At 36.0% G+C, this 23,218-nt stretch carries 20 protein-coding genes; 9 read left to right on the top strand and 11 right to left on the bottom strand.

What is annotated here, in order from left to right; genetic code table 11:
* Nucleotides 1-327 precede the first annotated feature (327 nt).
* Nucleotides 328-531 carry a DUF3006 domain-containing protein gene (locus IOC57_RS19345; protein ID WP_207440221.1) on the bottom strand — a complete coding sequence of 68 codons (204 nt, stop codon included), beginning with the start codon at nt 529-531 and terminating at the stop codon, nt 328-330.
* Entirely contained in the window at nt 531-1,316 is a 786-nt protein-coding gene (locus tag IOC57_RS19340) for a ComEC/Rec2 family competence protein (RefSeq protein ID WP_207440220.1), read from the bottom strand. Before IOC57_RS19340 ends, IOC57_RS19345 begins: the two co-directional genes overlap by 1 nt.
* 502 nt (nt 1,317-1,818) lie before the next feature.
* Between IOC57_RS19340 and IOC57_RS19335 the strand changes: the two genes are divergently transcribed.
* From IOC57_RS19335 to IOC57_RS26575, 6 genes are all read left to right on the top strand, one after another.
* A complete protein-coding gene (locus IOC57_RS19335; protein ID WP_207440219.1) occupies nt 1,819-3,333 on the top strand; it encodes a serine/threonine protein kinase in 1,515 nt (504 codons plus the stop codon).
* A gap of 118 nt (nt 3,334-3,451) precedes the next feature.
* Nucleotides 3,452-3,913, top strand: a complete 462-nt coding sequence (locus IOC57_RS19330) for a dioxygenase family protein (protein WP_286185033.1) — start codon at nt 3,452-3,454, stop codon at nt 3,911-3,913.
* Nucleotides 3,914-4,062: 149 nt separating this feature from the next.
* On the top strand, nt 4,063-4,962 hold the full coding sequence (locus IOC57_RS26585; protein WP_396020865.1) for a UbiD family decarboxylase domain-containing protein: 900 nt from the start codon (nt 4,063-4,065) through the stop codon (nt 4,960-4,962).
* A gap of 53 nt (nt 4,963-5,015) precedes the next feature.
* Nucleotides 5,016-5,549, top strand: coding sequence for a hypothetical protein (locus tag IOC57_RS26580; RefSeq protein ID WP_396020864.1), 534 nt, complete (start codon nt 5,016-5,018; stop codon nt 5,547-5,549).
* 86 nt (nt 5,550-5,635) lie between these two features.
* Nucleotides 5,636-6,211 (top strand): non-oxidative hydroxyarylic acid decarboxylases subunit B, encoded by a 576-nt coding sequence (locus IOC57_RS19320; protein ID WP_207440218.1) that lies wholly within the window; start codon nt 5,636-5,638, stop codon nt 6,209-6,211.
* 107 nt (nt 6,212-6,318) lie between these two features.
* On the top strand, nt 6,319-6,444 hold the full coding sequence (locus IOC57_RS26575; protein ID WP_396020863.1) for a hypothetical protein: 126 nt from the start codon (nt 6,319-6,321) through the stop codon (nt 6,442-6,444).
* Between the two features lie 957 nt (nt 6,445-7,401).
* On the opposite strand, the gene IOC57_RS19315 is transcribed toward IOC57_RS26575, so the two are convergent.
* The 5 genes from IOC57_RS19315 to IOC57_RS19295 form a co-directional block, all read right to left on the bottom strand.
* Complete coding sequence (locus IOC57_RS19315; RefSeq protein ID WP_207440217.1) at nt 7,402-8,154, bottom strand: 3-oxoacyl-ACP reductase family protein; 753 nt, start codon at nt 8,152-8,154, stop codon at nt 7,402-7,404.
* Nucleotides 8,155-8,199: 45 nt separating this feature from the next.
* Complete coding sequence (locus IOC57_RS19310; protein ID WP_207440216.1) at nt 8,200-9,660, bottom strand: NCS1 family transporter; 1,461 nt, start codon at nt 9,658-9,660, stop codon at nt 8,200-8,202.
* A 17-nt stretch (nt 9,661-9,677) separates the two neighbouring features.
* Nucleotides 9,678-10,520, bottom strand: a complete 843-nt coding sequence (locus tag IOC57_RS19305; RefSeq protein ID WP_286185031.1) for a carbon-nitrogen hydrolase family protein — start codon at nt 10,518-10,520, stop codon at nt 9,678-9,680.
* Between the two features lie 30 nt (nt 10,521-10,550).
* Nucleotides 10,551-11,666: a zinc-binding dehydrogenase gene (locus IOC57_RS19300; RefSeq protein WP_207440215.1), complete on the bottom strand. Its 1,116-nt coding sequence runs from the start codon at nt 11,664-11,666 to the stop codon at nt 10,551-10,553.
* A gap of 330 nt (nt 11,667-11,996) precedes the next feature.
* Complete coding sequence (locus tag IOC57_RS19295; protein ID WP_207440214.1) at nt 11,997-13,727, bottom strand: sigma-54 interaction domain-containing protein; 1,731 nt, start codon at nt 13,725-13,727, stop codon at nt 11,997-11,999.
* 293 nt (nt 13,728-14,020) lie between these two features.
* Between IOC57_RS19295 and IOC57_RS19290 the strand changes: the two genes are divergently transcribed.
* From IOC57_RS19290 to IOC57_RS19280, 3 genes are all read left to right on the top strand, one after another.
* Complete coding sequence (locus tag IOC57_RS19290) at nt 14,021-14,920, top strand: polysaccharide deacetylase family protein (protein ID WP_202186425.1); 900 nt, start codon at nt 14,021-14,023, stop codon at nt 14,918-14,920.
* Nucleotides 14,921-14,986: 66 nt separating this feature from the next.
* Nucleotides 14,987-15,322 carry a hypothetical protein gene (locus IOC57_RS19285; RefSeq protein ID WP_207440213.1) on the top strand — a complete coding sequence of 112 codons (336 nt, stop codon included), beginning with the start codon at nt 14,987-14,989 and terminating at the stop codon, nt 15,320-15,322.
* A 12-nt stretch (nt 15,323-15,334) separates the two neighbouring features.
* On the top strand, nt 15,335-16,348 hold the full coding sequence (locus tag IOC57_RS19280; protein ID WP_207440212.1) for a CobW family GTP-binding protein: 1,014 nt from the start codon (nt 15,335-15,337) through the stop codon (nt 16,346-16,348).
* A 413-nt stretch (nt 16,349-16,761) separates the two neighbouring features.
* Here IOC57_RS19280 and IOC57_RS19275 read toward each other — a convergent pair whose 3' ends face one another.
* From IOC57_RS19275 to IOC57_RS19260, 4 genes are all read right to left on the bottom strand, one after another.
* A complete protein-coding gene (locus tag IOC57_RS19275) occupies nt 16,762-17,445 on the bottom strand; it encodes a MerR family transcriptional regulator (RefSeq protein ID WP_286185027.1) in 684 nt (227 codons plus the stop codon).
* A gap of 1,272 nt (nt 17,446-18,717) precedes the next feature.
* Complete coding sequence (locus IOC57_RS19270; protein WP_207440211.1) at nt 18,718-19,137, bottom strand: hypothetical protein; 420 nt, start codon at nt 19,135-19,137, stop codon at nt 18,718-18,720.
* Between the two features lie 9 nt (nt 19,138-19,146).
* Nucleotides 19,147-20,289, bottom strand: a complete 1,143-nt coding sequence (locus tag IOC57_RS19265; protein ID WP_048883064.1) for a ParM/StbA family protein — start codon at nt 20,287-20,289, stop codon at nt 19,147-19,149.
* A gap of 161 nt (nt 20,290-20,450) precedes the next feature.
* Nucleotides 20,451-22,310 carry a helix-turn-helix domain-containing protein gene (locus IOC57_RS19260; protein WP_286185026.1) on the bottom strand — a complete coding sequence of 620 codons (1,860 nt, stop codon included), beginning with the start codon at nt 22,308-22,310 and terminating at the stop codon, nt 20,451-20,453.
* Nucleotides 22,311-23,218: the final 908 nt, after the last annotated feature.

Raw genomic sequence — 23,218 nt, 5'->3', positions numbered from 1 at the left:
CGCTTGTTGCGGAAAAAATTACATGACATTGGACTACCGTTTGTCTTGTTCCAATGATTACAAAGAGCAATTAGAAATCGAATTTTATTTTGATAAATACGAGGACTTACAATGGGAACTCGAAAACATGAAAAAGGATTTGTAAACAGGCAAGATCGGCTATTGGGTATACATACACCCAATCACTAAGGAGTTAAGGATTCAGAAGCAAGATAACTCCTTTGAGTATATTCAATTTACCGAAATAATTAGTCTAATGGTAATGGATTAAAAGAGAAAAACCCCTTCTTATTAGAGAAGGGGCTCAATCATCAATCTTCAAATAATTCATCCCATTAAATCGTCAATTTCTTTTCTTAATTTTTCAGTGCCTTCCTTAGAAATGGTGATGTTATCACCTTCGATGATCAGCATATCCCCAACTTTGGCTCCTTTGGGAAGAGAACTTTTAGGGAAATCCTTCATATCGCCACCATCGATTTCAACGACGGCAATATTTCCTTCGAACCGATCAATAATGCCTTTTACCATTACTTCACCGTCTTTACAGTAATTTTCGTACCTGTAGAAGTAAAAATGATGTTGCCTGATTTGTCCGTGCGGTATATTTTGGCTTTCACCGAATTCAATCGTTTTACCACCGTGGAAGTAGGGTGCCCATAACCATTTTTCCCTACACTGATTACAGCGTATTTCGGTTTGGCTTTATTAATAAAGGCTGAACTTGATGAAGTGTTTGCTCCATGATGGCCGACCTTAAGCACATCCACACTAGGAACTAGCTTTTTAGCCAACATGTCTTTTTCGGACTTTTCCTCGGCATCCCCAGTGAACAGGAATGTCTTCTTGTCATGTTTAAGTAAAAGTACGGCACTCCAGTTATTTAAGTCTGATTTTGCATAGTCTTTTACGGGTGCAATGAATTTCAATGTCGAATTCTTTGCTTTAGTTGAAATATCCACGCCTGTCTTGGCCGTTTTAATCGTAAGCTTTTTCTTTTTAACCGCCATCAAAAAGTCTTTGTATGCTTGCGTAGTATGTGAAACCTTAGGTGCATACACAGTTTTTACATTAAGCGTTTGAATGACATAAGCCAATCCACCAATATGATCAGCATCCGGATGAGTGGAAACCACTGCATTTAAGGTTTTCACTTTTTGTTTCTTTAAGTAAGCAACCACTTCGTCGCCTTTATCTAATCGTTCATTAAACCTTTTATCTCGTTCTTCTTCATATTTAGATTTTTCGTTTAGACGTTCAACTAATACCCGGATCAGTTCGGATTGTTTTTCTATGGTTCTATCTTGCTGGTCCATTCTATCTGATATATCTTGTTCAAGACGCGTTATATCAGAGGGTATAAGTTGTATCGGTAGGGAAAACAGATTTACTTTCATATACTGATACAATCGACTTTGCAGCCGTTTCAAGAGTTATGCCAGGGCGGTTCCGCTGCTTTATAAGCTCTTTGAACATCATAATGTTTGAATCGGTATAATTTCTATTTCCTTTTTCGTCTTTATGGAAGTTATAGCCGTTTTGTTCCAGCAGCCGGGCATACTTGGTTACAGTTTGTCTTTCTATACCTAGCTATTCCGCTACTTCTACAGGAGAATAAAGCCTTTCTATTTGTTCTGTATCGTCCATAACGGTAAAAAACCCCCTTTTCTCTTTAAATTACAATTAGGATTATAACATTCTATTGAAATAGATTATTTTCCTTTTTATTGTTGTATTTATAGAGAGGATAATGGTTAATAGAGTAATATTTGTTAATTAGTTTGTTGATAATTATTTTTGAAGATACGGGAGGATACAATGTCTAAAGAAGATGAAAATATAAGTTTAGTGACAAGAGTAAGGCGTTTTATCGAGCAAAATAAAGGGTCAATTATTTTGTCATTAGGAGAAATTTCTAATTTAAATGAAATAGGTCAAGGTGGGAACGGTCTTGTTTATGGTGGGGTTCAGAATAATCAAGAGGTTGCCATAAAATTTCTCGTAGAAGATAGTAGGAAGAGTAAATTACAACGTTTTAAAGCTGAATATTTCAATATTAATTTATTGGAAGACCGTAGTAACATAGTTAACTATATAAATTATGAAGAAATTTCTTTAGAAGAAGGCTATTTGGTTCCGGCAATTATTATGAAAAGGTACGACAAATCACTCAAAGCTTTTCGAGGTGTTACTTCGAAAATAAGTGAAGAGACATTTATAAAATTATTTTACTTTTTACTTAATACTTTAGATAAAATACACCAAAATGGAATAATACACAGGGATATTAAGCCAGAAAATATTTTAGTAACAAAAGAAATTGACTTTATTTTAACCGATTTTGGAATTGCTAACTATAATCCTGAGTTATATACATTAAAAGCAAAAACTGAAAGAAGAGAAAGGTTAGCGAATTATGAGTTTTCAGCTCCTGAACAAGCAAATAAAGGTGCTGTTCCTGCCCCATCGATGGATATATATGCTCTTGGTCAAGTTTGCCAATGGTATGTATTTGGAGCAACGCATAGAGGAACAAATAGAAGCAGAATCACTGATATTTTTACATCAGAAGAAGCAGAAGTTATTGAAATAGTGTTAAATAAGTGCCTTTATAATAACCACGAACAAAGGTATCAGAATATTAATGAGATTTTTGAACATATTAACGAAATTAAGGACTCAAGAAGAGAAGTGGATCCTTTTGAAGAAATGTTTTTGTTAAATGATGTTATTTGTTCTACATGTCCCTCTGTATCTCAAGGATTACAGTTTGTTGATGATGAAAAATATATAAAAAGATTGGTGGAAAATATCAATAAACAAAACTTTAAGAAAAAACTCTGGTTTAATACCGGGATAGCAAATAGTGAGTTTAGTAAAATAGTGTATTTGGGAAATAAGATAATTTTGTTGGGTGATTACAGAGAATTAAAAATCAAAGGAATATGGTTGTATACAGGAAATAGTTATGATGACTTAATCATATTTGAAAGAGAAGAAAATGAACCTTTCATTATAAATGGAGAAGAGGTGTATCATGCGTTAATAATAAACGATGAACATATATTAGAGACCCATCATCTTAATTCAGGGTATATTGAAATTGAGGATAAAGTGTATAGACTCGCAGACCTCCAAATAGAAGAACGCAATAGATCCAATGATTATAATTACTTTTTCATTGGAACTATGTTTCACTGTTCAATTATAAAAGCGAATGATTCTGTTTTAAATGAGTTTCAAAAACATGAGGAAATAAACAAGGAAGCAGTATTTCAATTGATAAAGAATTTAAGAAGGAATAAGCATAGAGAAGTAGGATATAGATTATAGTACCAAGAATTATGGGATGTCTTTTCGACCGATGAAGACATGAACCATTAAGTGCCTGTAGCGGAAATTGCTTCAGGCTTTCTTTTATGTGATGTCCAAAAGTTATGATATAGATAAAATGAGTGGATTTGAATTTGAGGAGTATATGGCTGTGCTGTTTACAAGACTGGGTTACGCTGAAGGTATTCCAGATAATAATTTACGTGGTGTATTTTACACAGATTCGAATGGTGATTTTGAAATTAAAACAGTTGTACCGGGTAATTATTCAATTCCAACAGATGGACCTTCTGGTCAGTTCTTAAAGTGGATTGATCATCATTCATATCGTCCAGCACATTTGCACCTGTTATTCCAACCGGAAAATGGCGATAGATTAGTAACACAAATTTATTTTGAAGGGGATAAATATTTAGAAGATGATGTTGCACAAGGTGTTCGCGGAAGCTTAATTACGAAGTTAGAAAAACATTCTGGTGTTGAAAAAGGATTGAAAAATGATTATTATACTGCTCATTTAGATTTTGAACTTAGATTACAAGATAAACCAGTTTTCAACAAAGCTATTTTGAATAAATAATTGTTAATATACTTATACCCTGTAGGAAAATTATTCGAATTTTCAAATTACTATTGACTGTATAGTAGACCTTGTAACCGATTACATATAGGTTCTTTGAAATTGAAGGATACATTGGATGCTGATCATAAAGTGATAGGGGGATTTTTATGTCTGAAAAAATGAATAAAGTGACAGATTTACGTTCTGCTTTAGAACTTTTACAAACAGTTCCAGGACAATTAATTGAAACAAATGAACCAGTCAATCCACACGCTGAATTATCAGGGGTTTATCGTCATGTCGGTGCTGGTGGTACTGTAATGCGCCCAACAAAACTTGGGCCAGCCATGATTTTTAATAATGTAAAGGGACATGAAGATGCAAGCGTACTGATTGGGCTTTTAGCTAGCCGTGAAAGAGTTGGCCTCATGCTTGATACAAAACCAGAGCGATTAGGGTTCCTATTAAATGAAGCGGTTAAAAATCCAATTAATCCAATTACCATTTCAAACGATAAAGCGAAAGCTCAAGAAGTGGTTCACTATGCAGAAGATCCAGATTTCGATATTAGAAAATTAATACCTGCACCTACGAATACAGAGGAAGATGCGGGTCCATATATTACGATAGGTATGTGCTATGCCTCTGATTCAGAAACGGGAGAATCAGATATTACTATACATCGTTTATGTTTACAAAGTAAAGATGAGATGACTATGTACTTTGTTCCAGGCCGCCATTTAGAAGTTTTTCGTGAAAAGGCAGAAAAATCTGGAAAATCATTACCCATTTCCATTAGTATCGGCGTTGACCCTGCTATTGAAGTCGCGGCTTGTTTTGAGGCACCAACGACACCGCTAGGTTTTAATGAATTGAGTGTTGCAGGAGCGATTAGAAATGAAGCTGTTGAACTAGTTCAATGCTTGACCATTGATGAAAAAGCCATCGCAAATGCTGAATATGTGATAGAAGGGGAATTGGTTCCTGGAGTACGTGTTCGAGAAGATCAAAACACCAATACCGGAAAAGCAATGCCGGAATTCCCTGGTTATACGGTTCTGCTGTAGCTGAACTACCTTTAATCAAAGTAAAAGCTGTTACGCATCGTGTCAATCCAATTATGCAAACAGTTATTGGTCCAAGTGAAGAACATGTGAATATGGCTGGTATTCCTACAGAAGCAAGCATACTTCAAATGGTGGAAAGAGCAATGCCAGGCAAATTATTAAATGTTTATGCTCATACATCAGGCGGCGGTAAATACATGGCAGTTTTACAATTCAAGAAAAGTCAGCCAAGTGATGAAGGACGTCAAAGACAAGCAGCTTTGCTTGCGTTCTCTGCATTTTCTGAGCTTAAGCATGTCTTTATAGTGGATGAAGATGTGGATCCATTTGATAGCAATGATGTATTATGGGCTCTTAATACACGTTATCAAGGGGATGTTGATACCGTATTCATTCCTGGAGTGCGTTGTCATCCGTTAGATCCTTCACAAGATCCGGCTTACAGCCCATCTATTCAGGAAAAAGGGGTTTCCTGTAAGTCAATTTTTGACTGTACAGTGCCTTATCATTTAAAAGATGAATTTAAAAGATCAGCATTTAAAGAGGTAGATCCAAGTCTTTTTGCGCCAGAATTATTCAATAAATAATTACCCTTTGCTTCGTGTAGGGGGAATTTGCATTTGACAGTTTTTCGCTTTATTAAACAAAAACATGAAAAAGGAGGGGGAATTGGATGAAAATCATTGTTGGAATTACAGGAGCAACTGGAGCAATTTTGGGGATTAGGATTCTTCAAATGCTTAAAAATAGTGAAGTGGAGACTCATTTAGTAATGTCTCCTTGGGCTCATGCTACTATTCAACACGAAACCTTGTATTCTGTTAAAGACGTGGAAGAGTTAGCTGATTATGCCTATTCATACAAAGATCAAGCTGCTAGAATATCCAGTGGATCCTTTCGAGTTGATGGGATGATTGTAGCTCCTTGCAGTATGAAAACCCTTGCCTCGATTCGAATGGGATTAGCTGATAATTTAATAACACGATCTGCTGACGTAATGTTAAAAGAACGAAAAAAATTATTATTGATGACAAGAGAAACCCCTCTAAATACGATTCATTTAGAGAATATGACAGCACTCTCAAAAATGGGAACTATTATATTCCCTCCGATGCCAGCCTTTTATAATCATCCGGAAAACGTTGACGATATCATTGACCATCTTTCATGCAGAGCTTTAGATCAATTTGAGCTCGATGTTTTCGGTGCGAAACGGTGGGACGGAATGAAATATAGCAGTAAAACATAGATGGATGATGGAGAATTTTCTGAAACTATATAACCTATATTATATTTTTACATTACTTTTTATATGGGGTGCAGGCCATTGGTTTAAAATGAAGAAAAGGTGAAAAAATGAATAGAATAGAAATATCAACAGAGGTATTCGACTTGTTAAATGGTGAAGAACTTACTGACAAACAGCATGAAGCCATGTTGTTGTTAACGGTAAGTGAAGACGGTTGGCCACATACAGCATGATAAGCGTTGGAGAAATCGTAGCCATAAGCGGTAAGGAACTACGAATTGGATTATGGCCAGATACATCGACTACAGTTTAAAAATGCCCAGTAAAAATAATTTGAAATTTTTATTCTGTCTCATTAATACAAGTTTACTTGTGATTATGAGACATTATTTTTTGGTATTATCAACTTCCTATAATATATGTTATGTAAACTAAAAAAATGTGTAATAAAAAAGAACCCTTTTAAGCCCCTACTCTATTATATATACTCTGAATCTTACAAGTTGTTGTTCTTAGGTAATATAACTATTCGTATAATTCAATTTTTACGAATGAATGATTCAACCTATCTTCAATCTCTTTTTTAGCATCCAATTTTCCATCATAAACTCTTTCCAGATGCATTCCCTTTTGGTAGGTCATATAAATATTATTAGGATCTTGGAAACCATGATGTACTTCGCATATAACCTGTATAGGTTTTTAAATTCCTTCAATGCTTCTAAGCTATTCGAACCCTCGTAAGTTCAAGCTTTTGAGCAGCTAGATACCTTAACGCCGACTTTAAACCTCATTCTCCAGTTACTCTAAGAGCAGGCATTATATATCCCTACTGTCTTGTCTTTAAACCATAACCTCGGTAGAATATAAATGAATTAAACCACCCTATAAATCCAGGACGGTGTCTCATCGTCCTGGATTTATAGGATTGGCGCTATTAAAGGAATGGTTGCTTATATAATAAATGGTTAGGATAAGGGGACATTCGATTCAACAAAGAATTAAACACCCTTATTAGTGTAGGATTCCGTTTGATTTTTTATCAAAATTAATTGGCATTATCCTATACATCAACTACTATTGAATTGAATTTGAAATAAGAAAAACGCTTGATGTGGACGCTCACTAATGTCATCTCATTATCTATACTTTAATTAAGCATTTGAATCCCTGAAAATGTGAGTGATCTATTAAAACATTACATCCCCGCAATTAGGTCCTAATGTTTGACCGGTATAGATATTCCCGTCTGGATCAGAAGCTAATAACACTGCAGTAGGAGCGACCTCTTCTACTTTCCCAAATCTTGGAATAGCAAGTTCGCTTCTTTTTTGCCGTTTCCACTCTTCTTCGATGGCATAGAATAATTCTGTTTCTATGGGACCAGGAGCAATGCAGTTAGCGGTAATATTATAAGCACCTAATTCTAATGCAATTGATTTAGTAAATCCAATTACTCCTGCCTTTGCAGCAGCATAATGACTTAACTCAATTCCACCTTTTTGTGCGGTTTGAGAAGCGATATTTATGATACGACCATACTTTTGATTTATCATATGGTTTACTACAGATCTTGTAGTTAAAAAGACAGATTTTAGATCGATGTTTATCATTTGATTCCAAGTTTCGACAGTCATGTCCTTAATCAGGCTTTGCGTCAGGATACCGGCATTGTTAACCAAAATATCAATATGACCATATTCAACTATTGTCTTTTCAACTAGTTCCGATACTACTTTTTCTTGAGAAATATCTCCTTCGGTTACGATTACCATACTACCATACTCGTGTAATTCTTCTAGTAACTTTTGGACTTCTTCCTTTTGCATTCCATAGAGATTAAGTGATAAATGGGCACCCTCTTTAGCAAAAGCAAGGGCTATCCCTTTTCCAATACCTCGTCCTGCTCCAGTTACAATGGCCACCTTATCTTTCAACTTCATATCATTTCTCCTTTATAACCCCTATAGGAATTATTTCTTTAGCTTTTATTGTGCTTCTTTGATACCTGTTATTTCTGCATCTTTTAGTGGTAATTCATCAATTGAAATATTCCAATCACGACCGACTGTCGTCCCTAAAAATTCATCAGAGTAATTTGATTCGATTTCTTTTTGAGGATGTTTTTTGAAATACCAAAATTTAGTCAAAATATAATAAGTGATCATTCCTGTAGGGAAGCCAACAATATACATATACTCTAAAAAGTAGATGGCTAATCCTCCTGCAAAAACCCAAGAAATCATCCCTGCCCAATTTATTCCTTTGTGAAATTTATATTGACCTTCTGTATCGTAAAGGTCTATTACGTTAAGTCGTCTTTTTCTGATAATGTAATAGTCACAAATCATAATTCCAGCAAGCGATGATAGAACGGCTCCGTAATAGCCAAGAAAGATGGATAATTGGTCTAATATTGCCCATGGTTGGAATAAGGTCCCGATAATACCTGCAAGTATAATCCCTGTAGAATAAGATAAATTAATCTTTGCTCCCGCATTTACAAAAGTTAGTGAAGCAGGGATTAGGTTAGCTGCCGAGTTAGTTGACCACTGAGCAAGAACTACCATTAAAAGAATAACTACCATGATCCAACCCGTTGATATTTCTTGTACAACCTCTATAGGATTCCAATTACCCGTAGCTAAGAAACTTACGGCCCCTATGACTCCCATGAAGGTTTGAACCGTTGGTAATGCAGTCAGATGGGGAATGATATTATTCTTGTTCCGTTTAAACCAATTTCGTTCATTTTTTGGTGCCTTTAAGTATCGTGTGATATTAGGGATATCAACAGCTAACGCAGACCAAAAGCCCATGTTTGTTGCCATCACTAATAACCAAGTTGTATTATTACTAGTTCCTTCGTACGTAAGGATGTTCGTTCCATTGTCCGCAGCAATCCCGGAAATTTGGAAAAAGATCCAGATTGATATTAAAATAATAGATGGGGCTGCAATGACTGCAAAGCGGTCAACCGCTTTTATTCCCAAGGATGCCTGGATAATTTGAACAGCAGCAAATATAACATACCAAAGGAACCATGAGTCAAATCCTGTTATATCGTGAAAAATGTAGTTGATTGCGGTGGCTCCTAAATAAGTCTGAATCCCAAACCAAATCGATGCAACAATCCCTTTACTTATAGAGGGAATATGAACACCCATCGTACCAAATGGAGCCCTTAAATAAGCTGAGAAGGATAATCCATGTTCCACACCAATATCAGCAGTTAAACTAGCAATAATAGCAATAACAATATTAGCGATAAATATGGCTCCTGCTACTTCCCACACCGACATGGAATCTATTCCATTGGCCCCAATTTGAAAGGTGGCAATGATAACGGCCATCCCCACCCAAATATTAAAGAATCCAAATCCGGATATGACTCGGTCCTTACTTGTTATTGGTAATATATCTTTTGAAATTAAATTATTCTTTTTCATTAAGGTCCTCCCTATTACTATAATTTGTGTAGAACTCCATTTGATTTGTTTTCGTTTAGGTTCTTTAGCTCACGAATGACTATTTCATTATTTAAATCGCGAAGATAGGGAATCGTCTTTCTTTGCTCACTAACTTTATTCATATCAATTTCCGTCACAATTACTTCATTTTCTTTTGTTGCTTCCGCTAGAATGATTCCTTTAGGATCCAAGATACGGCTATGGCCCCCAAAAATGGTCTCACCCTTTTCAATTCCAGTACGATTAGCCGCTATAACATAGCAACCATTTTCCAATGCTCTTGCTTTAGTGGCAATATCCCATGCATAATACCTTTCTTCACCAAAGGCTGAAGGATAAATGATTAAATCTGCCCCTTTAAGAGCTAAAATTCTTGCCCCTTCTGGAAAGCCCACCTCATAGCATATTTGCATTCCCATAGTGGCCCATTCTAGCTTGAATACTGGATATTTCTCTCCGCTTACAAATCTTTTTACTTCTTGATCCCATAAATGAATTTTTTGATATTTGCCCTTTAACCCCTCTTTATCCACGACCAAACTTGTATCATAGATTTGATTATTCTCTTTTTCCAATATGCAAGCTATGATGGTCATGTTAAATTCCTGTGCTCTAGCTATCAACCAATCACTCGTTTCTCCAGGAATGGTTTCTGCTAAACTAGCATCTTGATCTTCGACTCGATAAGCTGTATTAAAAAGTTCAGGTAATACACTAATTTTCGCTCCTCTTTCCGCAGCTTCCCTCATTAGCTGATAAGCCCTTTCCAGATTCGCTTTTTTGTTTCCCATTTCACAATTCATCTGTATAGAGGCTACTTTGACTTTTCTATTCGACAATGGATTCCCTCCTGAAATTTTGGTAGTAGTTTAAAAAGTAATCACTGCTTTAATAATGTTATCCTTTGCTTTCTCAAATATTTCATATGCTTCGACCACCTCATCAATATGAAAACGGTGAGTAATCATTGGAGTTAGATCAATTCGCTTCTGTGAAACCAAACTAATTAATTGATTCATTCTCTCTCTGCCACCAGGACACAGAGTGGTGATGATACGATGATCCCCCATTCCACCTGCAAAGTGTTCAATTGGTATTTGTACATGTCCCGAATAAATCCCAACACTTGAAATGCATCCACCTCTTCGAATCACCTTTAAGCAACTTTGGAAAGTTTCTTCTTTCCCTAATGCTTCGATGGCAACATCAACACCTCTACCATCAGATAGGTTTAAAATCTCTTTTACAACGTCCACATCATTTAAATTCAATGTAATATCAGCGCCCATCTCCTTTGCGATTCGTAATCTTTCAGAGTTTCCGTCCACTCCAATGATTAAACTCGCCCCCTTTAAACGAGCCCCTGCAATGGCGCACAGTCCAACTGGTCCACAAGCAAAAACCACTACCGTGTCTCCAATTTGTATTTCCGCGTTTTCAGCGGCCGCAATCCCTGTCGATCCAATATCAGTCAATAATAGAACCTCCTCATCTGACAATACATCTGGAACCTTAGTCAGGTTATGTTTAGGAAAGGGCATTTTAAAATATTCTGCATGTGTACCATCAATCGTATTCCCTAAACGCCAGCCTCCAGGAGTAGTAAAATCATTTTCTGGACCGATGCATTGTGATGATAAATTCTTTTGACAGTAATAACATGAGCCACACGGTGTACAAGAACCACACATGACTCTTTCTCCAATGCTGATACCTTGTACGCCTGCCCCTATTTCATGAACAACCCCAACATGTTCATGGCCGAGTGTTCGATTTTCCACTACAGGGTGTTCTCCGTGTAAAATGTGGATATCAGTTCCACATATCGTAGTGGATGTCGTTCTAATGACTACCTCTCCCGGTCCAGCTTTAGGAATGGATTTATATTGAAGGTCCAGCTTTCCGATTTCTTTAAAGACTGCGGCTTTCATATAACCTTCAGGTGCTGGGATTCCTTTTTTGACATTTTCAATTTTCAACGGCATGAAAGTACCCTCCTTTTAGGAATAATTTTCAAACTCCTTAATTTTAGTATTATTAAAATCCAATTCCCCATCTTGCCAATTACTAAGTTACAGAAGCAAAAAATGTGCCAACATGTTAAAAAGCGATAAAATACGCCCTTTAGTCCTTTTAAAAGAAATACTTAGATTCGCTTTATGCTTTTTAACATAGTGAAAAATGCAGAAAAGCATAATAACTGCATGGAAATTGTTGATTTTATAAATGAGGATAAATAAAAATGGTAAAGCAGCAGGATAGTCCTTGCCGCTTTACCATTCATCGTTATATTCATTATGAACAAGGTGATTCTTTCAATTGAAGTTCCCCTCGTTTATCTTTTTAAGCTTCCTACTGATTGTTGATTGATTTACTTCTAAAACATCGGCTATTTTCACAGTGGAATTAAACTTTGATTGAGCCAATTTTAATAACTGACGTTCAGCCAATTCTATACATTCTTTAAGAGGCAATATATCCAAAACTTGAACTTTATCACGATTGAGGGATTGGTTCATAAAGCCCTCGGGAAGAAAGCTTTCATTTATTTTTCTTCCATCGGAAATGACAATCAACCGTTCAACGAGATTTTGCAATTCCCTTACATTTCCTGGCCAATTATAGGCTTGAAGCCCTTCGATTATATCTATGGAGAGTGTTTTATTTGTGTCATATTTATTGTTGAATTGTTCTATGAAATGGTGAATTAATGGTAAAATGTCTTCCCTCCGCTCTCTTAAAGGCGGAATTTTTAAAGGGATAACATTCAATCGATAATATAGATCTTCTCTAAACCTCCCTTGCTTAATTTCTTCGGGCAAGTTTCGGTTGGTTGCTGCAATAATCCGGACATTTACATTAATCGTCTTTTTACCACCAATACGCCTGATTTCTTGCTCTTGAATCACTCTTAATAGTTTTACTTGTAGAGAAATGGGCATTTCTGCAATCTCATCCAGAAAAAGTGTACCTTCAGTGGCTAATTCGAATAATCCCATCTTGCCTTCTTTTTTAGCGCCTGTAAAAGCTCCACTATCATAACCAAAGAGTTCTGATTCTAATAGATTTTCTGGGATGGCTCCGCAATTGATTTTTATATAAGGCTTACTTTTTCTTAGACTGGCATTGTGAATGTAATTTGCGAAAACTTCTTTTCCTACACCTGATTCTCCTAATATTAAAACTGTCGAATCTACATGTGCAATTAGTTTTGCCAATTCTAAACTCTCTTCCATTACTTTACTATTAAAGATTAACTTCCATTCCTCAACTTTTTCTTTTCTAAATTCCATCAATTCATGCTTATACCCATGTATCAGCTTTTTCATTTCATCTATTTCGGCTTGAAGCTGACTTATTTCAGTAATATCCCTGGAAGCATTAACAACTCTTATGACATTTCCATTTTCGTCCTTTATAGGGGTTCCAATTACCATAAGTCGCCTGCCATTTTTAGTCGTTTGAATAGCCGATATTTTTTCTCCTTTTTCTAATACCAGACGAGTGATGGACGGTTTATAAATGCCTTCCTTTTCTAATTCGTTAACATTTTTACCGACTAATTCACGTTCATTTTTCCCCCATATCTTCGTGCATGCTGAACTTACCCGAAGTGTATTTCCTTTTGCGTCAGAAACATATAAGACATCATAGGAAGAATCAAAGAGAGCTTTTAAATCGATGCTTTCATCCTTATAAGTTTCGTATTCTTCAGGGACAGTTACATCAGGCTGGATGGTTGCCAGGACTCCTTGAAAATCTTCTGCTTCATCGTTTAGTGAAGAAAAGTGGAAAATGAAATCTTTGGACTGGATATTTATTTTTTTGTTATGTAGAGGACATTGAGTGGTCATCACTTTAATTACAAAACTTTTAATCTCTTCATTTTCAAAATAAAAGGAATCTCCCCCCGTTATTTTCTTGGCAGCCTCATTCATAAATTTATCATTTTTAGATGTATGATATAAAACGGTAGCGAACGGCAGTGAATCTATGATTTTTTTCAAATTTGTAGGAACATCTTCGTACGTATTGATATCGTTCATAAATTTCCTCCTCCATTGCATTTGAAAATTTTTAAAAATCATTTTTTATTTATTTGAAAATTATGATAATATACATCGTAGCATGTTGCTTTTTCTTCCGCAATGCATTCTTGCAAGATGATTTATGCACTACCGCATATCCTTTCCAATTTATGAATCTTACTTTTCGTTTGAAAAACGCTTATTGTAGCATTCTTTTGCAATTATTTCGTTTTGTGAATTTCGGCATGATTCTTGCTTTGTATTTAAGGTGTAGAGGTAATCTAATAATCTATTAAGAGGAGTGGATGAAAATGAAGAAGAAAGAAATTTTAGTAGCTTATGGAGTAGATGTTGATGCTGTTGCTGGTTGGTTAGGTTCATACGGCGGAGAAGATTCACCAGATGATATTTCAAGAGGACTTTTTGCAGGAGAAATTGGCTCTATTAGGTTACTTGATTTGTTTGATAAGTACAATCTGAAGACGACTTGGTTTATACCTGGGCATTCCATCGAAACTTTCCCTGAACAAATGAAAGAAGTTGTTAAAAGAGGGCATGAAGTGGGGGCTCACGGATATTCACATGAGAATCCAATCGCCATGACTCCTCAACAAGAAGAAGAAGTCTTATTAAAATCAATTGATCTAATTGAAGAATTATCAGGTAAAAAACCTACTGGTTATGTGGCCCCTTGGTGGGAATTTTCTAACGTTACTAACGAACTTTTACATAATCATGGAATTAAGTATGATCATAGTTTGATGCACAATGATTTTTCTCCTTATTACGTAAGAATCGGCGATAGCTGGACAAAAATCGATTATGCAAAAAAAGCAAAAGAATGGATGCAACCCCTAAAGCGTGGTAAAGAAACAGATCTAATTGAAATTCCTGCAAACTGGTATTTAGACGACCTTCCCCCTATGATGTTTATCAAAAAATCACCTAATAGTCATGGTTTCGTCAACCCACGAGATATAGAACAAATGTGGCTTGATCAATTTGATTGGGTTTATGAAAATATGGATTATGCAGTATTCACCATGACCATCCATCCTGATGTAAGTGGAAGACCACAAGTGTTAAAAATGCATGAACGCATCATTCAACATATTAATTCACACGATAATATACGTTGGGTTACATTCGATGAAATCGCGGATGATTTTGCTAAACGTCAACCAAGGGAAAAATATCAATTGAATTCTTAATCTCGATTATTGTAAATCCGCCCTATTTCAGGGCGGATTGATCCATTTATTAAGGAGGGAAACAGGATGTGTGTACTTTGTGGAGAATTTGTTCATCAAGTTCATTGGACGGACCACACTTCAAAAGAACAGGAGGAAATAACAGTTGGTGATAATCAAAGGCTTCGAAAAAGATCGCGCTTACATCGAGCGGAATTATGTAACAAAATCCTACAGCATTTCAAGTTGAAATTAGATGATTGGCAAGGAAGCAAATTTGTCTTGCGTGACGCAAAAGGGAATACAGTTGTCGTGGATGATTTAGCGGCAATATGGAGTAATGTGGAACGCATGTTGAGATATCCGATAGATCCATTAAATGATGATCTTTTAGAGAGACTTGTACATCAAGAAAATAAGTGAAGGGTGATTATTATGGATAAATATAAAGGTAAAAAACCAATTACGATTGTAACCGGTTGTTTAGGAAGTGGTAAGACAACCATACTTCAAGAAATATTAAAAGATGACGAAATCAAAAAAAATACGGCAGTTATTGTCAATGAATTCGGTAAAGTGGGACTGGATCACCATTTGTTAAGAAAATCTGTTGAAAGAACCATCCTATTAAACAACGGATGTATTTGTTGCAATTCCAGAGAAGATTTAGCGGAAGAACTAAAAACATTATTAAACATGGATGAAATGGGTGTATCTACTTTTGATCGAGTCATCATTGAAACAACGGGAATGGCAGACCCCTCCCCTATTTTATTCACAGTACTATCCAATCCACTCTTGCTACACCGTTACGTCATTGATTGCGTTATTGCTACTGTAGACGCAAAAAATGGCTTGTTACAATTTGAAAATAATCCTGAACTAATTAAACAAATAACAGTTGCTGATAAAATCGTTATTACAAAAACGGATATTACACCTGAAGAAGAAATCGGGGAACTATTAAAACTTATAACTGATATCTCTCCTTCTTGTGAATTACACAGAGCCATTCATGGGCAAGTAGATAAATCCATCATTATAGGAAATAAAGCATCTTATCCTTCACCACTTAAACAAAGTAATATTTCTCGTGACAATCATTACTCATCCGATATTCGCTCCATTTCTTTCACAATAAAAAAACCCCTTGATTGGACTGCCTTCGGGCTTTGGTTGAGCATGCTTCTTCATGCTAAAGGTGAAGATGTATTGAGGGTTAAAGGATTACTTGATGTTGGTGAAAAAGGACCCATTGTATTAAATGGCGTACAACACATTATCCACCCACCGCAACATTTAGAGGAATGGCCCTTAGATGAGAAGAATTCACATCTTGTATTCATACTACGTTCTATCGATCCTCAGTCCATTGAAAGATCCTTGAAAGCTTTCCAAACGTTCTTAAATACTAAAATTGAGTTATTAGAACTTCAAGCCGTTCTGTAATCTATAGAGGTCAGAATCACTGGGAAATTCAGATAGCGATCTCATTATCAATGAGCTATTTCATTTTATAAGAGTGTAAAAGGTACTATCAAATAACTTTATGAATATATGATTTTTTTTAAAAATAGCCTCCAAGTCTAGGACATAATCCCGGTGTACTAGACTTGGAGGCTATTCTTGTATATCCAAATTCATGTGGATTTTTTCTGTCTTTATTTGATTTCCTCTTAACTAATAGGAGAATTTGATGGATGAATACTGCTGTTATTGCTTCTTCTTTTTCAACGGCAAATGATTAGGATTTGCATGGTCGATCCTTTTTAGCCAACGTGGCTCCCTGAATTGACCGAAATTGGTCAAATTCAAGGTTACTTTTAGGACTATAATATTTCCTCTTTATTGAGATTCCTAACTTACTTATCAAGTTCCATCTCTTTTTTCAACCGATCCACAAAATTCTCATTGATATAATCCCGGACAAATTTATCCTTTTTCTCCAAATCGATGTCTTTTCTAAAAAAACCCACCCTCTTAAGGCGTTGATCTTCAGGCAAGTTGGACCATGCCTGGTTCGCCTCCTCTTCCAGAGAACTTTCAATCTTTCTCTGGATCACCATCGCTTGAAAGCTTTGGTTCTTTCTTTCTTCTATAGATGGTGGTTTGGGCAAGCCGTTTAGTAACTGTTCATATTGGCTTTTCAACTCTTCGACCTTTGCGGTAGCCATTTCTTCAAAAGTTTTCTTTACTTCATCTGTTATCTGTTTTTTCAAAGTCTCAATATTGTCTACATATGGAGCAGGTTTCTCTTTTTTTACAGGGAATGGTCTTAACTCAAAAAAGTTTGAGAGATCATTTGAAATCGCTGATAAGGCCCACTTCTCTTCCCTTCTCTTCTTTATAAACATTGCAATTTTTAAATCTAATTCATCGTACACCTTTTCATTGGTTTCTAGAGTACGATTTATATAATGGAGGCGTTCTTTCTCTAACCGTTTAAACCAACCGTCCACTGTATTAATATGTATATTTTGATTGTTCAGATGAGTTTTTAACGTTTCTACAAAATCGCTAATTTTCCAAAAGGTTTCTTCTGACATTTTTGAACCTCCTAAATTTATTTTTTTGTCTTATTTATTAAAAGTCTCTAAATAATGAACTATATGTAGAACACAAAGCAAAAATGGTCTACATATATAACGGTTTTACTGGTAGTACATAGAAAGAATAATAAGATGCTCTGTTTATGTAGACTATTTATGGATTATAGAGTATATGTGCTCTATATCCTTTTTCTAATTAAGTAAGAAAATGATCGTTGATCGTAGACTCGAAAACTCTTGCTTGGAAATTGGTTTTTAGTTATTGATATGTAGCCTCTGGATTATAGTCTATATGTAGTATACAAAACACAAATGGTCTACATTAGTAACTGTTGCAATTGAAGTAGCAGTTAAATAATAGAATGGAAAAGGGTAATATAATTATCTAGCTGTAGTTCCAGATTCATGTAGGCTATATATGGTAATGCTTTATAGACCATTTATGGATTATAGAGTATATGTGCCCTCTAAGTTTCTTTTCTTAAGTTAGCAACAAGGAATATATGGTGTAGATATTGCCTCTATATTATGGTCTATATGTTGAATACAAAACACAAATGGTCTACATCAGTAATTGTTATATTTGCAGTAACAGTTAAATGGTAAAAAGAATATGATTAAAAAAACAGTCTAGTTATGGATCCGGGTTTATGTAGGCTATATATAGTAATAGTTTATAGACCATTTATAGATTATAGAGTATATGTGCTCTATAATTTCCTTTTCTTAAGTAAAATAAGATGCATTGTTTTGAAACTTGAAAACTACCTATCTAGATTTAGTAAATATATGGAGTAGATGTAGCCTCTAAATTATAGCCTATATGTAGAATATAAAATACAAATGGTCCACATGATTAATAATATTATACAAGACTAGCAACGAATAACAAAATAAAAAAGAATTATAAGATGGCCAACTTTGATTTATTATTTTTTATTGGATCTTATTTAAGGAGAAAGTTATAGCCAGTTATGGAGCAGGGGTAGATTGTTCCTTTAAATCACCATCTGTAGCTTAAATCCTATAAAAATTTATAGACTATATATAGCTTACAGAACACAAATGGTCTATATAAAGAGATTCGTTTGGTACAATTTGGGGGGAGGGGTAACTTTCTAAGCGATTGAGTAACCAAATAAATGTAGAATACAGGTTTTTTGTGCTCTATATAGCGTTCTATATGTATTTGACTTTCTATAAGCAATGTCCTTTCTCTGATTTTGACTGATTTTGTCTATAACAGGAAAACCCCATCAAAGGATGGGGTTAGTCGTCGTCGTCAAAATCTAAGAATGTTTTTTGTGCGAATTTTTGAATGGCTGCATTTGCTTTAAATGCAGTGTTTTCTTCTTGCTTATTTTCAAGAGTCTGATTAAATTCAAAGGCTTTAGTAGGCTTGGTCACTACCTGATAAAGAAGTTGACCAATCAATGCCCTTGTATTAGGGTGGTTCATCCATTCCTTTTGTTCAGCTGTCAAACCTTCGGGCAGACTAATGGTGATTTGATCGCTATCTGTATTCCCCAAGGCTTTTTGCGAAACCGCCTTAACAAAGATTGGAGCTATTTCACTACTGAATTTCCTGCCTAATTCCTTTTTCCTGCTTATTAAATACTCACTGACATGTAAAGGGGTGTCAGAGGGTAAGCGAAAAGAGATGGTTTTTCCAGGCTCAAATTGTTCCATGGATTTATATCACTCTTTTGTAGCTGCCACGTTTTGTGTAGATATCCCTTTACTTTGTAAATACATAAGCAAAATTTTAAAATAGGCTCGTGTAATCATCCATACGCTGTCATCTTCCGATACGAAACGGAGAGGGTAGTTTTTGTCAGCTTGATTCAGTGCATTCAGGTAAGGTTTTAACACCAAGGATCCGCCACCAATTTGATAGGCCAGTCTTATGTCCGGAACATTCCGCCACATATCTTTAATTAATTTATATTCTTCCTTGGCCAAAACGGATAATTCTTCATCAATGATATCCTTTATGGACACTCTATTCCCATTAACCCAGATATGATATTGTTCATCAGGCTGTTCATTTGTGATGATTTCTACGAGTGTGCGTCTACTTTTAATGGTGTATTTGTATTTGGAATACACTTTCTTGATAATATTATCCAAATAGGTGGATACACCTCTTTTTATTCCATTGCTGTATTCATTATCCACTTCAGCTTCATCGGTGATGATGGCTGAGTCCGTTGATAAGCCCCCAATATCGTTGATGAGGATTGTTTTTCCCATGAGTTCTTCGTTTTTGGTAGAACCGTCATTATTTGTTGTTAAATCCACAAATGCTGCGAATCCTTCCGTATTCACTAGGATTTGTTCGAATTTAATCCGAACAATTTTACCTTCCAGGGAAGGGGTTTTTAAGAATTTTACTTCATGTTGGGAGTTTTTCAATTTTTTTCGGAAGTCTTTAGCTTTTCCTTGTTTAGTTTCATCCAGAGGCAATCCTGTTGATAAATAATAAGTGGCTTCAATCACACCATCTTCTTCAGGAAATTGTTCCACGGCATCATATGCAAGGGTTGTCAATAGCATGATGACAGGTTGGTCACTCTCGGATTTATCCTGGTCTGGTGTTAATTCGTCATTATTTGGATACTTGGATGCTAACTTTCCGACTGCAAAACTTCCGTTTTTATTTTTTAAGGCGGATGAAGTGATCTCCACATGTAATCCATTCAATATGTTTTTTTCCATTTCCACAATTTCCCGATCTTGCACTTCTGCTATAACGTTCGGTATGTATACACGATTTTCAATACTTCCCAAGAATCCTTTCACCGCATCATTACCAACATCAACTGATACAAATCTAGCCATTTTTAATAGATTCCTCCTTGGTTTCATTTATTTTCATTGAACTATATTCTGATTGTATGCTTTTTGTATGCAACTGTCAAACTTGAATGCAAATTGCATGCAATTGAGAATTTCTTGTCCCAATGTAGGGAGTAAACAAAAAGACAAAACTCTAACGATAATCAATTAGAGTTTTGTCTTTTGGATTTTTCTTTTATCCAATTGAGCATTTTTTCATCGTTCTTGTTGTTTTGACGCTTATTTTCCTTTCTTAGGTATCGCGAAAGGGTAGAGTGGGAAATGCCGATTTCCTCTGCCGTCTGTCGGATACTCATATTTTGGGAGTCCATCATCTCTCTCATCGTCTCAGGAGAAAGCGCCAATTCCTTTTCGGGTCCAAAATGAAATGTCTGCTGCTCTGTTTTCGGAAGACTACTGGTGATCTCGGATGTCACTTTGGATGGAATCTCAATGGAGTCTTCTATTTCAAGTGTAGGAGCCAACTCATTTAGTGAAAAGTCCTGGGAGAAAAAAAGGTCTTCTGAAATAGAATTTTCGTGACTTATCTGATTCATCCGTTCAATAATTTCCTCATTCACCAAGCGGTTTGAATCTATCATCATTTTTTTCTGGTTCTCTTTAACGACAATGTCTGTTGGTAGAATAAGCACATTCAACTTGGTCCAATAGCCTTGGAACCATCCTTTTTTCCCAACTTGTTCCTCATCGATCTCCTCGGTGTAGCTCCAGCTGCTGATCACGCTGTCCTTTTGCAATTCATCCAAAACGTTTTCAAACTTATCCCTTTTTTGCACCCCGTTATATCGACTGGATATGTCCATTGTTTTCAACAGGGTAGAGACCTTAAACGGTTGATGCAAGGACCTTCTAATGGTCCTGATTTTCCACTGTAGATTCAGGTAGCGGGTCAATCGCTTGTGTTCACGCTGTGTGTAGTGGCTATACTGAAACACTTTTAAATCCAACAAGCCCAGTGTGCGATTTGGTCCATCTAAGTAAGGGGTAAGAACAGGGGACGGCTTTACCTGTACGGCATATATCCCTTTCGCTTCCCCGGTCTTTTTATCATAAGCAACACGGATTTTTCCGATTTCGAACATTCTCTGGAAATCCTTGAATTCATAAAGTTCATTGTCCTGGATATCCTGGGTGTTGATCACTTTTACCTGTTGATTGCCCAGAGAGATCCAAATGCTTGATAGTGCAGCAACCCGTTTCATGATATTGAAGCGATCTTCCTCACGGAAGTCCAGTTCCCGTCCTTGTGCTGTCCGTTTCTTCAAGTTCCTAAGCTGTAAGGCATCATTGCTATGAAACTCAATATAACCGTCAATGGACTTGGGCGAGACCATCCATAAATATGTAATTAAGTCAAAGAGGTCGGCGGTCATTTCATCCAATGAATTTATAGTAGATTCTATCAGTTCAAGCCACATTTCCTGTTGATCGGAGGCTAGTTCCTCTTTCTGAGATTCTGGGGGCCTTATTTCAGCTAATCCTCTAACGTGTCCACGGTTGTCTATAATCTCGGTTGCCAAGAGACCAGCCTCTCCTTTTTTAAAGTCCTTTTTCTTTGTCACGATGTCTCTCATTAAATGATAGTCAATATCCATGCTTGAATAGATATAGTGGCGGCTCAAGGCCTCACTTATTTTCTCTTCGTTCGCACTGCGTTTTATCTCATCCATCGGGAATTCGTGTATGAAATGGCCGGCCAATATGACCTTGATTGTATCCTGATAACTGTCCACGGCCTTTTTTATCATTTCTTTTGTTATAAGTTTTTCGAAGTATAACGTTTGAGTGAACAAGGAAAATAAGGCCCGAAAGCTTGGTCCCATGGAAAAGCCCGGAACCTGATTTTTTACCTCTTCCTCCGTCATCCGATAGGCTTCCTGTTTCCATTTATCCAAAATATAAGGACGATCTTCAAACAAAATCTTGGTTTCTTCGAAAATAGAAATTTTCAGGAACTCATAGTTCAAAATCATACGATCATGTATATCCTGATACCTCAACAACAACCCCATCCTCTCTATTGCAGGGAATCCTTGGGTGGAAAGATTAGAACCTTTTCATCTAAAATGCACCACTTTTTTATCATTATAACAAGAGTGGACCACATTTCGAAGAGTAAATGCACCATTTACTACACAGGTTTCGAAATAATGGTGCATATGCACCAGTTCCAGTCTAATTTCCAACACATCTCTATTATGAGGAATTCCCACTAGCTGAACGCTTTAAAGAAAAAGGAGGAATAGTCAGCCCCTTCACTATTAACACTATTTGATTTTTCAAATGAACTCCAGTATTCAAAGAAATGCACCATTATTCTAGCTGTGAGCGGAACCTGTGTACCATTTTACAGATGAAATGCACCACATATACCCTATATGTGGAACATTTTTTAGTGATCATGGATTCTTAGAAAAATTCCAATTTGAAATCCTTTTGGGGAAATTGAGTAAAATATGCACCAATACAATGAGTTCGAGCGGAACCTGTGTACTATCTTATGAAAAAAATGCACCAAACTTATTTTTTCGGAGAAGAAGTGAGCGGAACCTGTGTAGGAGGGGGAAACGTTGGAGAAACAACTATTCAGCACCGATTTATTTTTCTCAACCATAAAATTGCACTCTCCTTTTGATGGAAAATTGAAAAGTTGAGCGGAATCTGTATACCAAAAGTGCACCACAAGCCCAAAAAGTTGAGCGGAACCTGTTTGGCATCATTTTTGGTTCAACGTTAAAAAAGCTTATTATGACAGGCCTTTTCAGGAACCCATTCAATTTCACACATGTGCACAAATGGTCCATTATTGGCCTTTTTGGTGCAAAAAGCGAGCGGAACCTGCATAATAAAAAATTTTGATATTTTTTTCAATCCCTTGGGGCTCTAAGACTCAGGGTCCTTTTTATTTTTG

Source organism: Bacillus sp. SD075, assembly GCF_017355165.1.
Classification (GTDB): Bacteria; Bacillota; Bacilli; order Bacillales; family DSM-1321; genus Peribacillus.
The sequence above is the reverse complement of the archived record's forward strand: the minus strand, read 5'-3'. Positions and strand labels throughout refer to the sequence as shown.

Bases quoted from the DNA above. Each gene is read 5' to 3' on its own strand.
- IOC57_RS19345 (WP_207440221.1), bottom strand. From the start codon at position 531: ATGGTAAAAGGCATTATTGATCGGTTCGAAGGAAATATTGCCGTCGTT.
- IOC57_RS19340 (WP_207440220.1), bottom strand. From the start codon at position 1,316: ATGGACCAGCAAGATAGAACCATAGAAAAACAATCCGAACTGATCCGG.
- IOC57_RS19335 (WP_207440219.1), top strand. From the start codon at position 1,819: ATGTCTAAAGAAGATGAAAATATAAGTTTAGTGACAAGAGTAAGGCGT.
- IOC57_RS19330 (WP_286185033.1), top strand. From the start codon at position 3,452: ATGAGTGGATTTGAATTTGAGGAGTATATGGCTGTGCTGTTTACAAGA.
- IOC57_RS26585 (WP_396020865.1), top strand. From the start codon at position 4,063: ATGTCTGAAAAAATGAATAAAGTGACAGATTTACGTTCTGCTTTAGAA.
- IOC57_RS26580 (WP_396020864.1), top strand. From the start codon at position 5,016: ATGCAAACAGTTATTGGTCCAAGTGAAGAACATGTGAATATGGCTGGT.
- IOC57_RS19320 (WP_207440218.1), top strand. From the start codon at position 5,636: ATGAAAATCATTGTTGGAATTACAGGAGCAACTGGAGCAATTTTGGGG.
- IOC57_RS26575 (WP_396020863.1), top strand. From the start codon at position 6,319: ATGAATAGAATAGAAATATCAACAGAGGTATTCGACTTGTTAAATGGT.
- IOC57_RS19315 (WP_207440217.1), bottom strand. From the start codon at position 8,154: ATGAAGTTGAAAGATAAGGTGGCCATTGTAACTGGAGCAGGACGAGGT.
- IOC57_RS19310 (WP_207440216.1), bottom strand. From the start codon at position 9,660: ATGAAAAAGAATAATTTAATTTCAAAAGATATATTACCAATAACAAGT.
- IOC57_RS19300 (WP_207440215.1), bottom strand. From the start codon at position 11,666: ATGCCGTTGAAAATTGAAAATGTCAAAAAAGGAATCCCAGCACCTGAA.
- IOC57_RS19295 (WP_207440214.1), bottom strand. From the start codon at position 13,727: ATGAACGATATCAATACGTACGAAGATGTTCCTACAAATTTGAAAAAA.
- IOC57_RS19290 (WP_202186425.1), top strand. From the start codon at position 14,021: ATGAAGAAGAAAGAAATTTTAGTAGCTTATGGAGTAGATGTTGATGCT.
- IOC57_RS19285 (WP_207440213.1), top strand. From the start codon at position 14,987: ATGTGTGTACTTTGTGGAGAATTTGTTCATCAAGTTCATTGGACGGAC.
- IOC57_RS19280 (WP_207440212.1), top strand. From the start codon at position 15,335: ATGGATAAATATAAAGGTAAAAAACCAATTACGATTGTAACCGGTTGT.
- IOC57_RS19275 (WP_286185027.1), bottom strand. From the start codon at position 17,445: ATGTCAGAAGAAACCTTTTGGAAAATTAGCGATTTTGTAGAAACGTTA.
- IOC57_RS19270 (WP_207440211.1), bottom strand. From the start codon at position 19,137: ATGGAACAATTTGAGCCTGGAAAAACCATCTCTTTTCGCTTACCCTCT.
- IOC57_RS19265 (WP_048883064.1), bottom strand. From the start codon at position 20,289: ATGGCTAGATTTGTATCAGTTGATGTTGGTAATGATGCGGTGAAAGGA.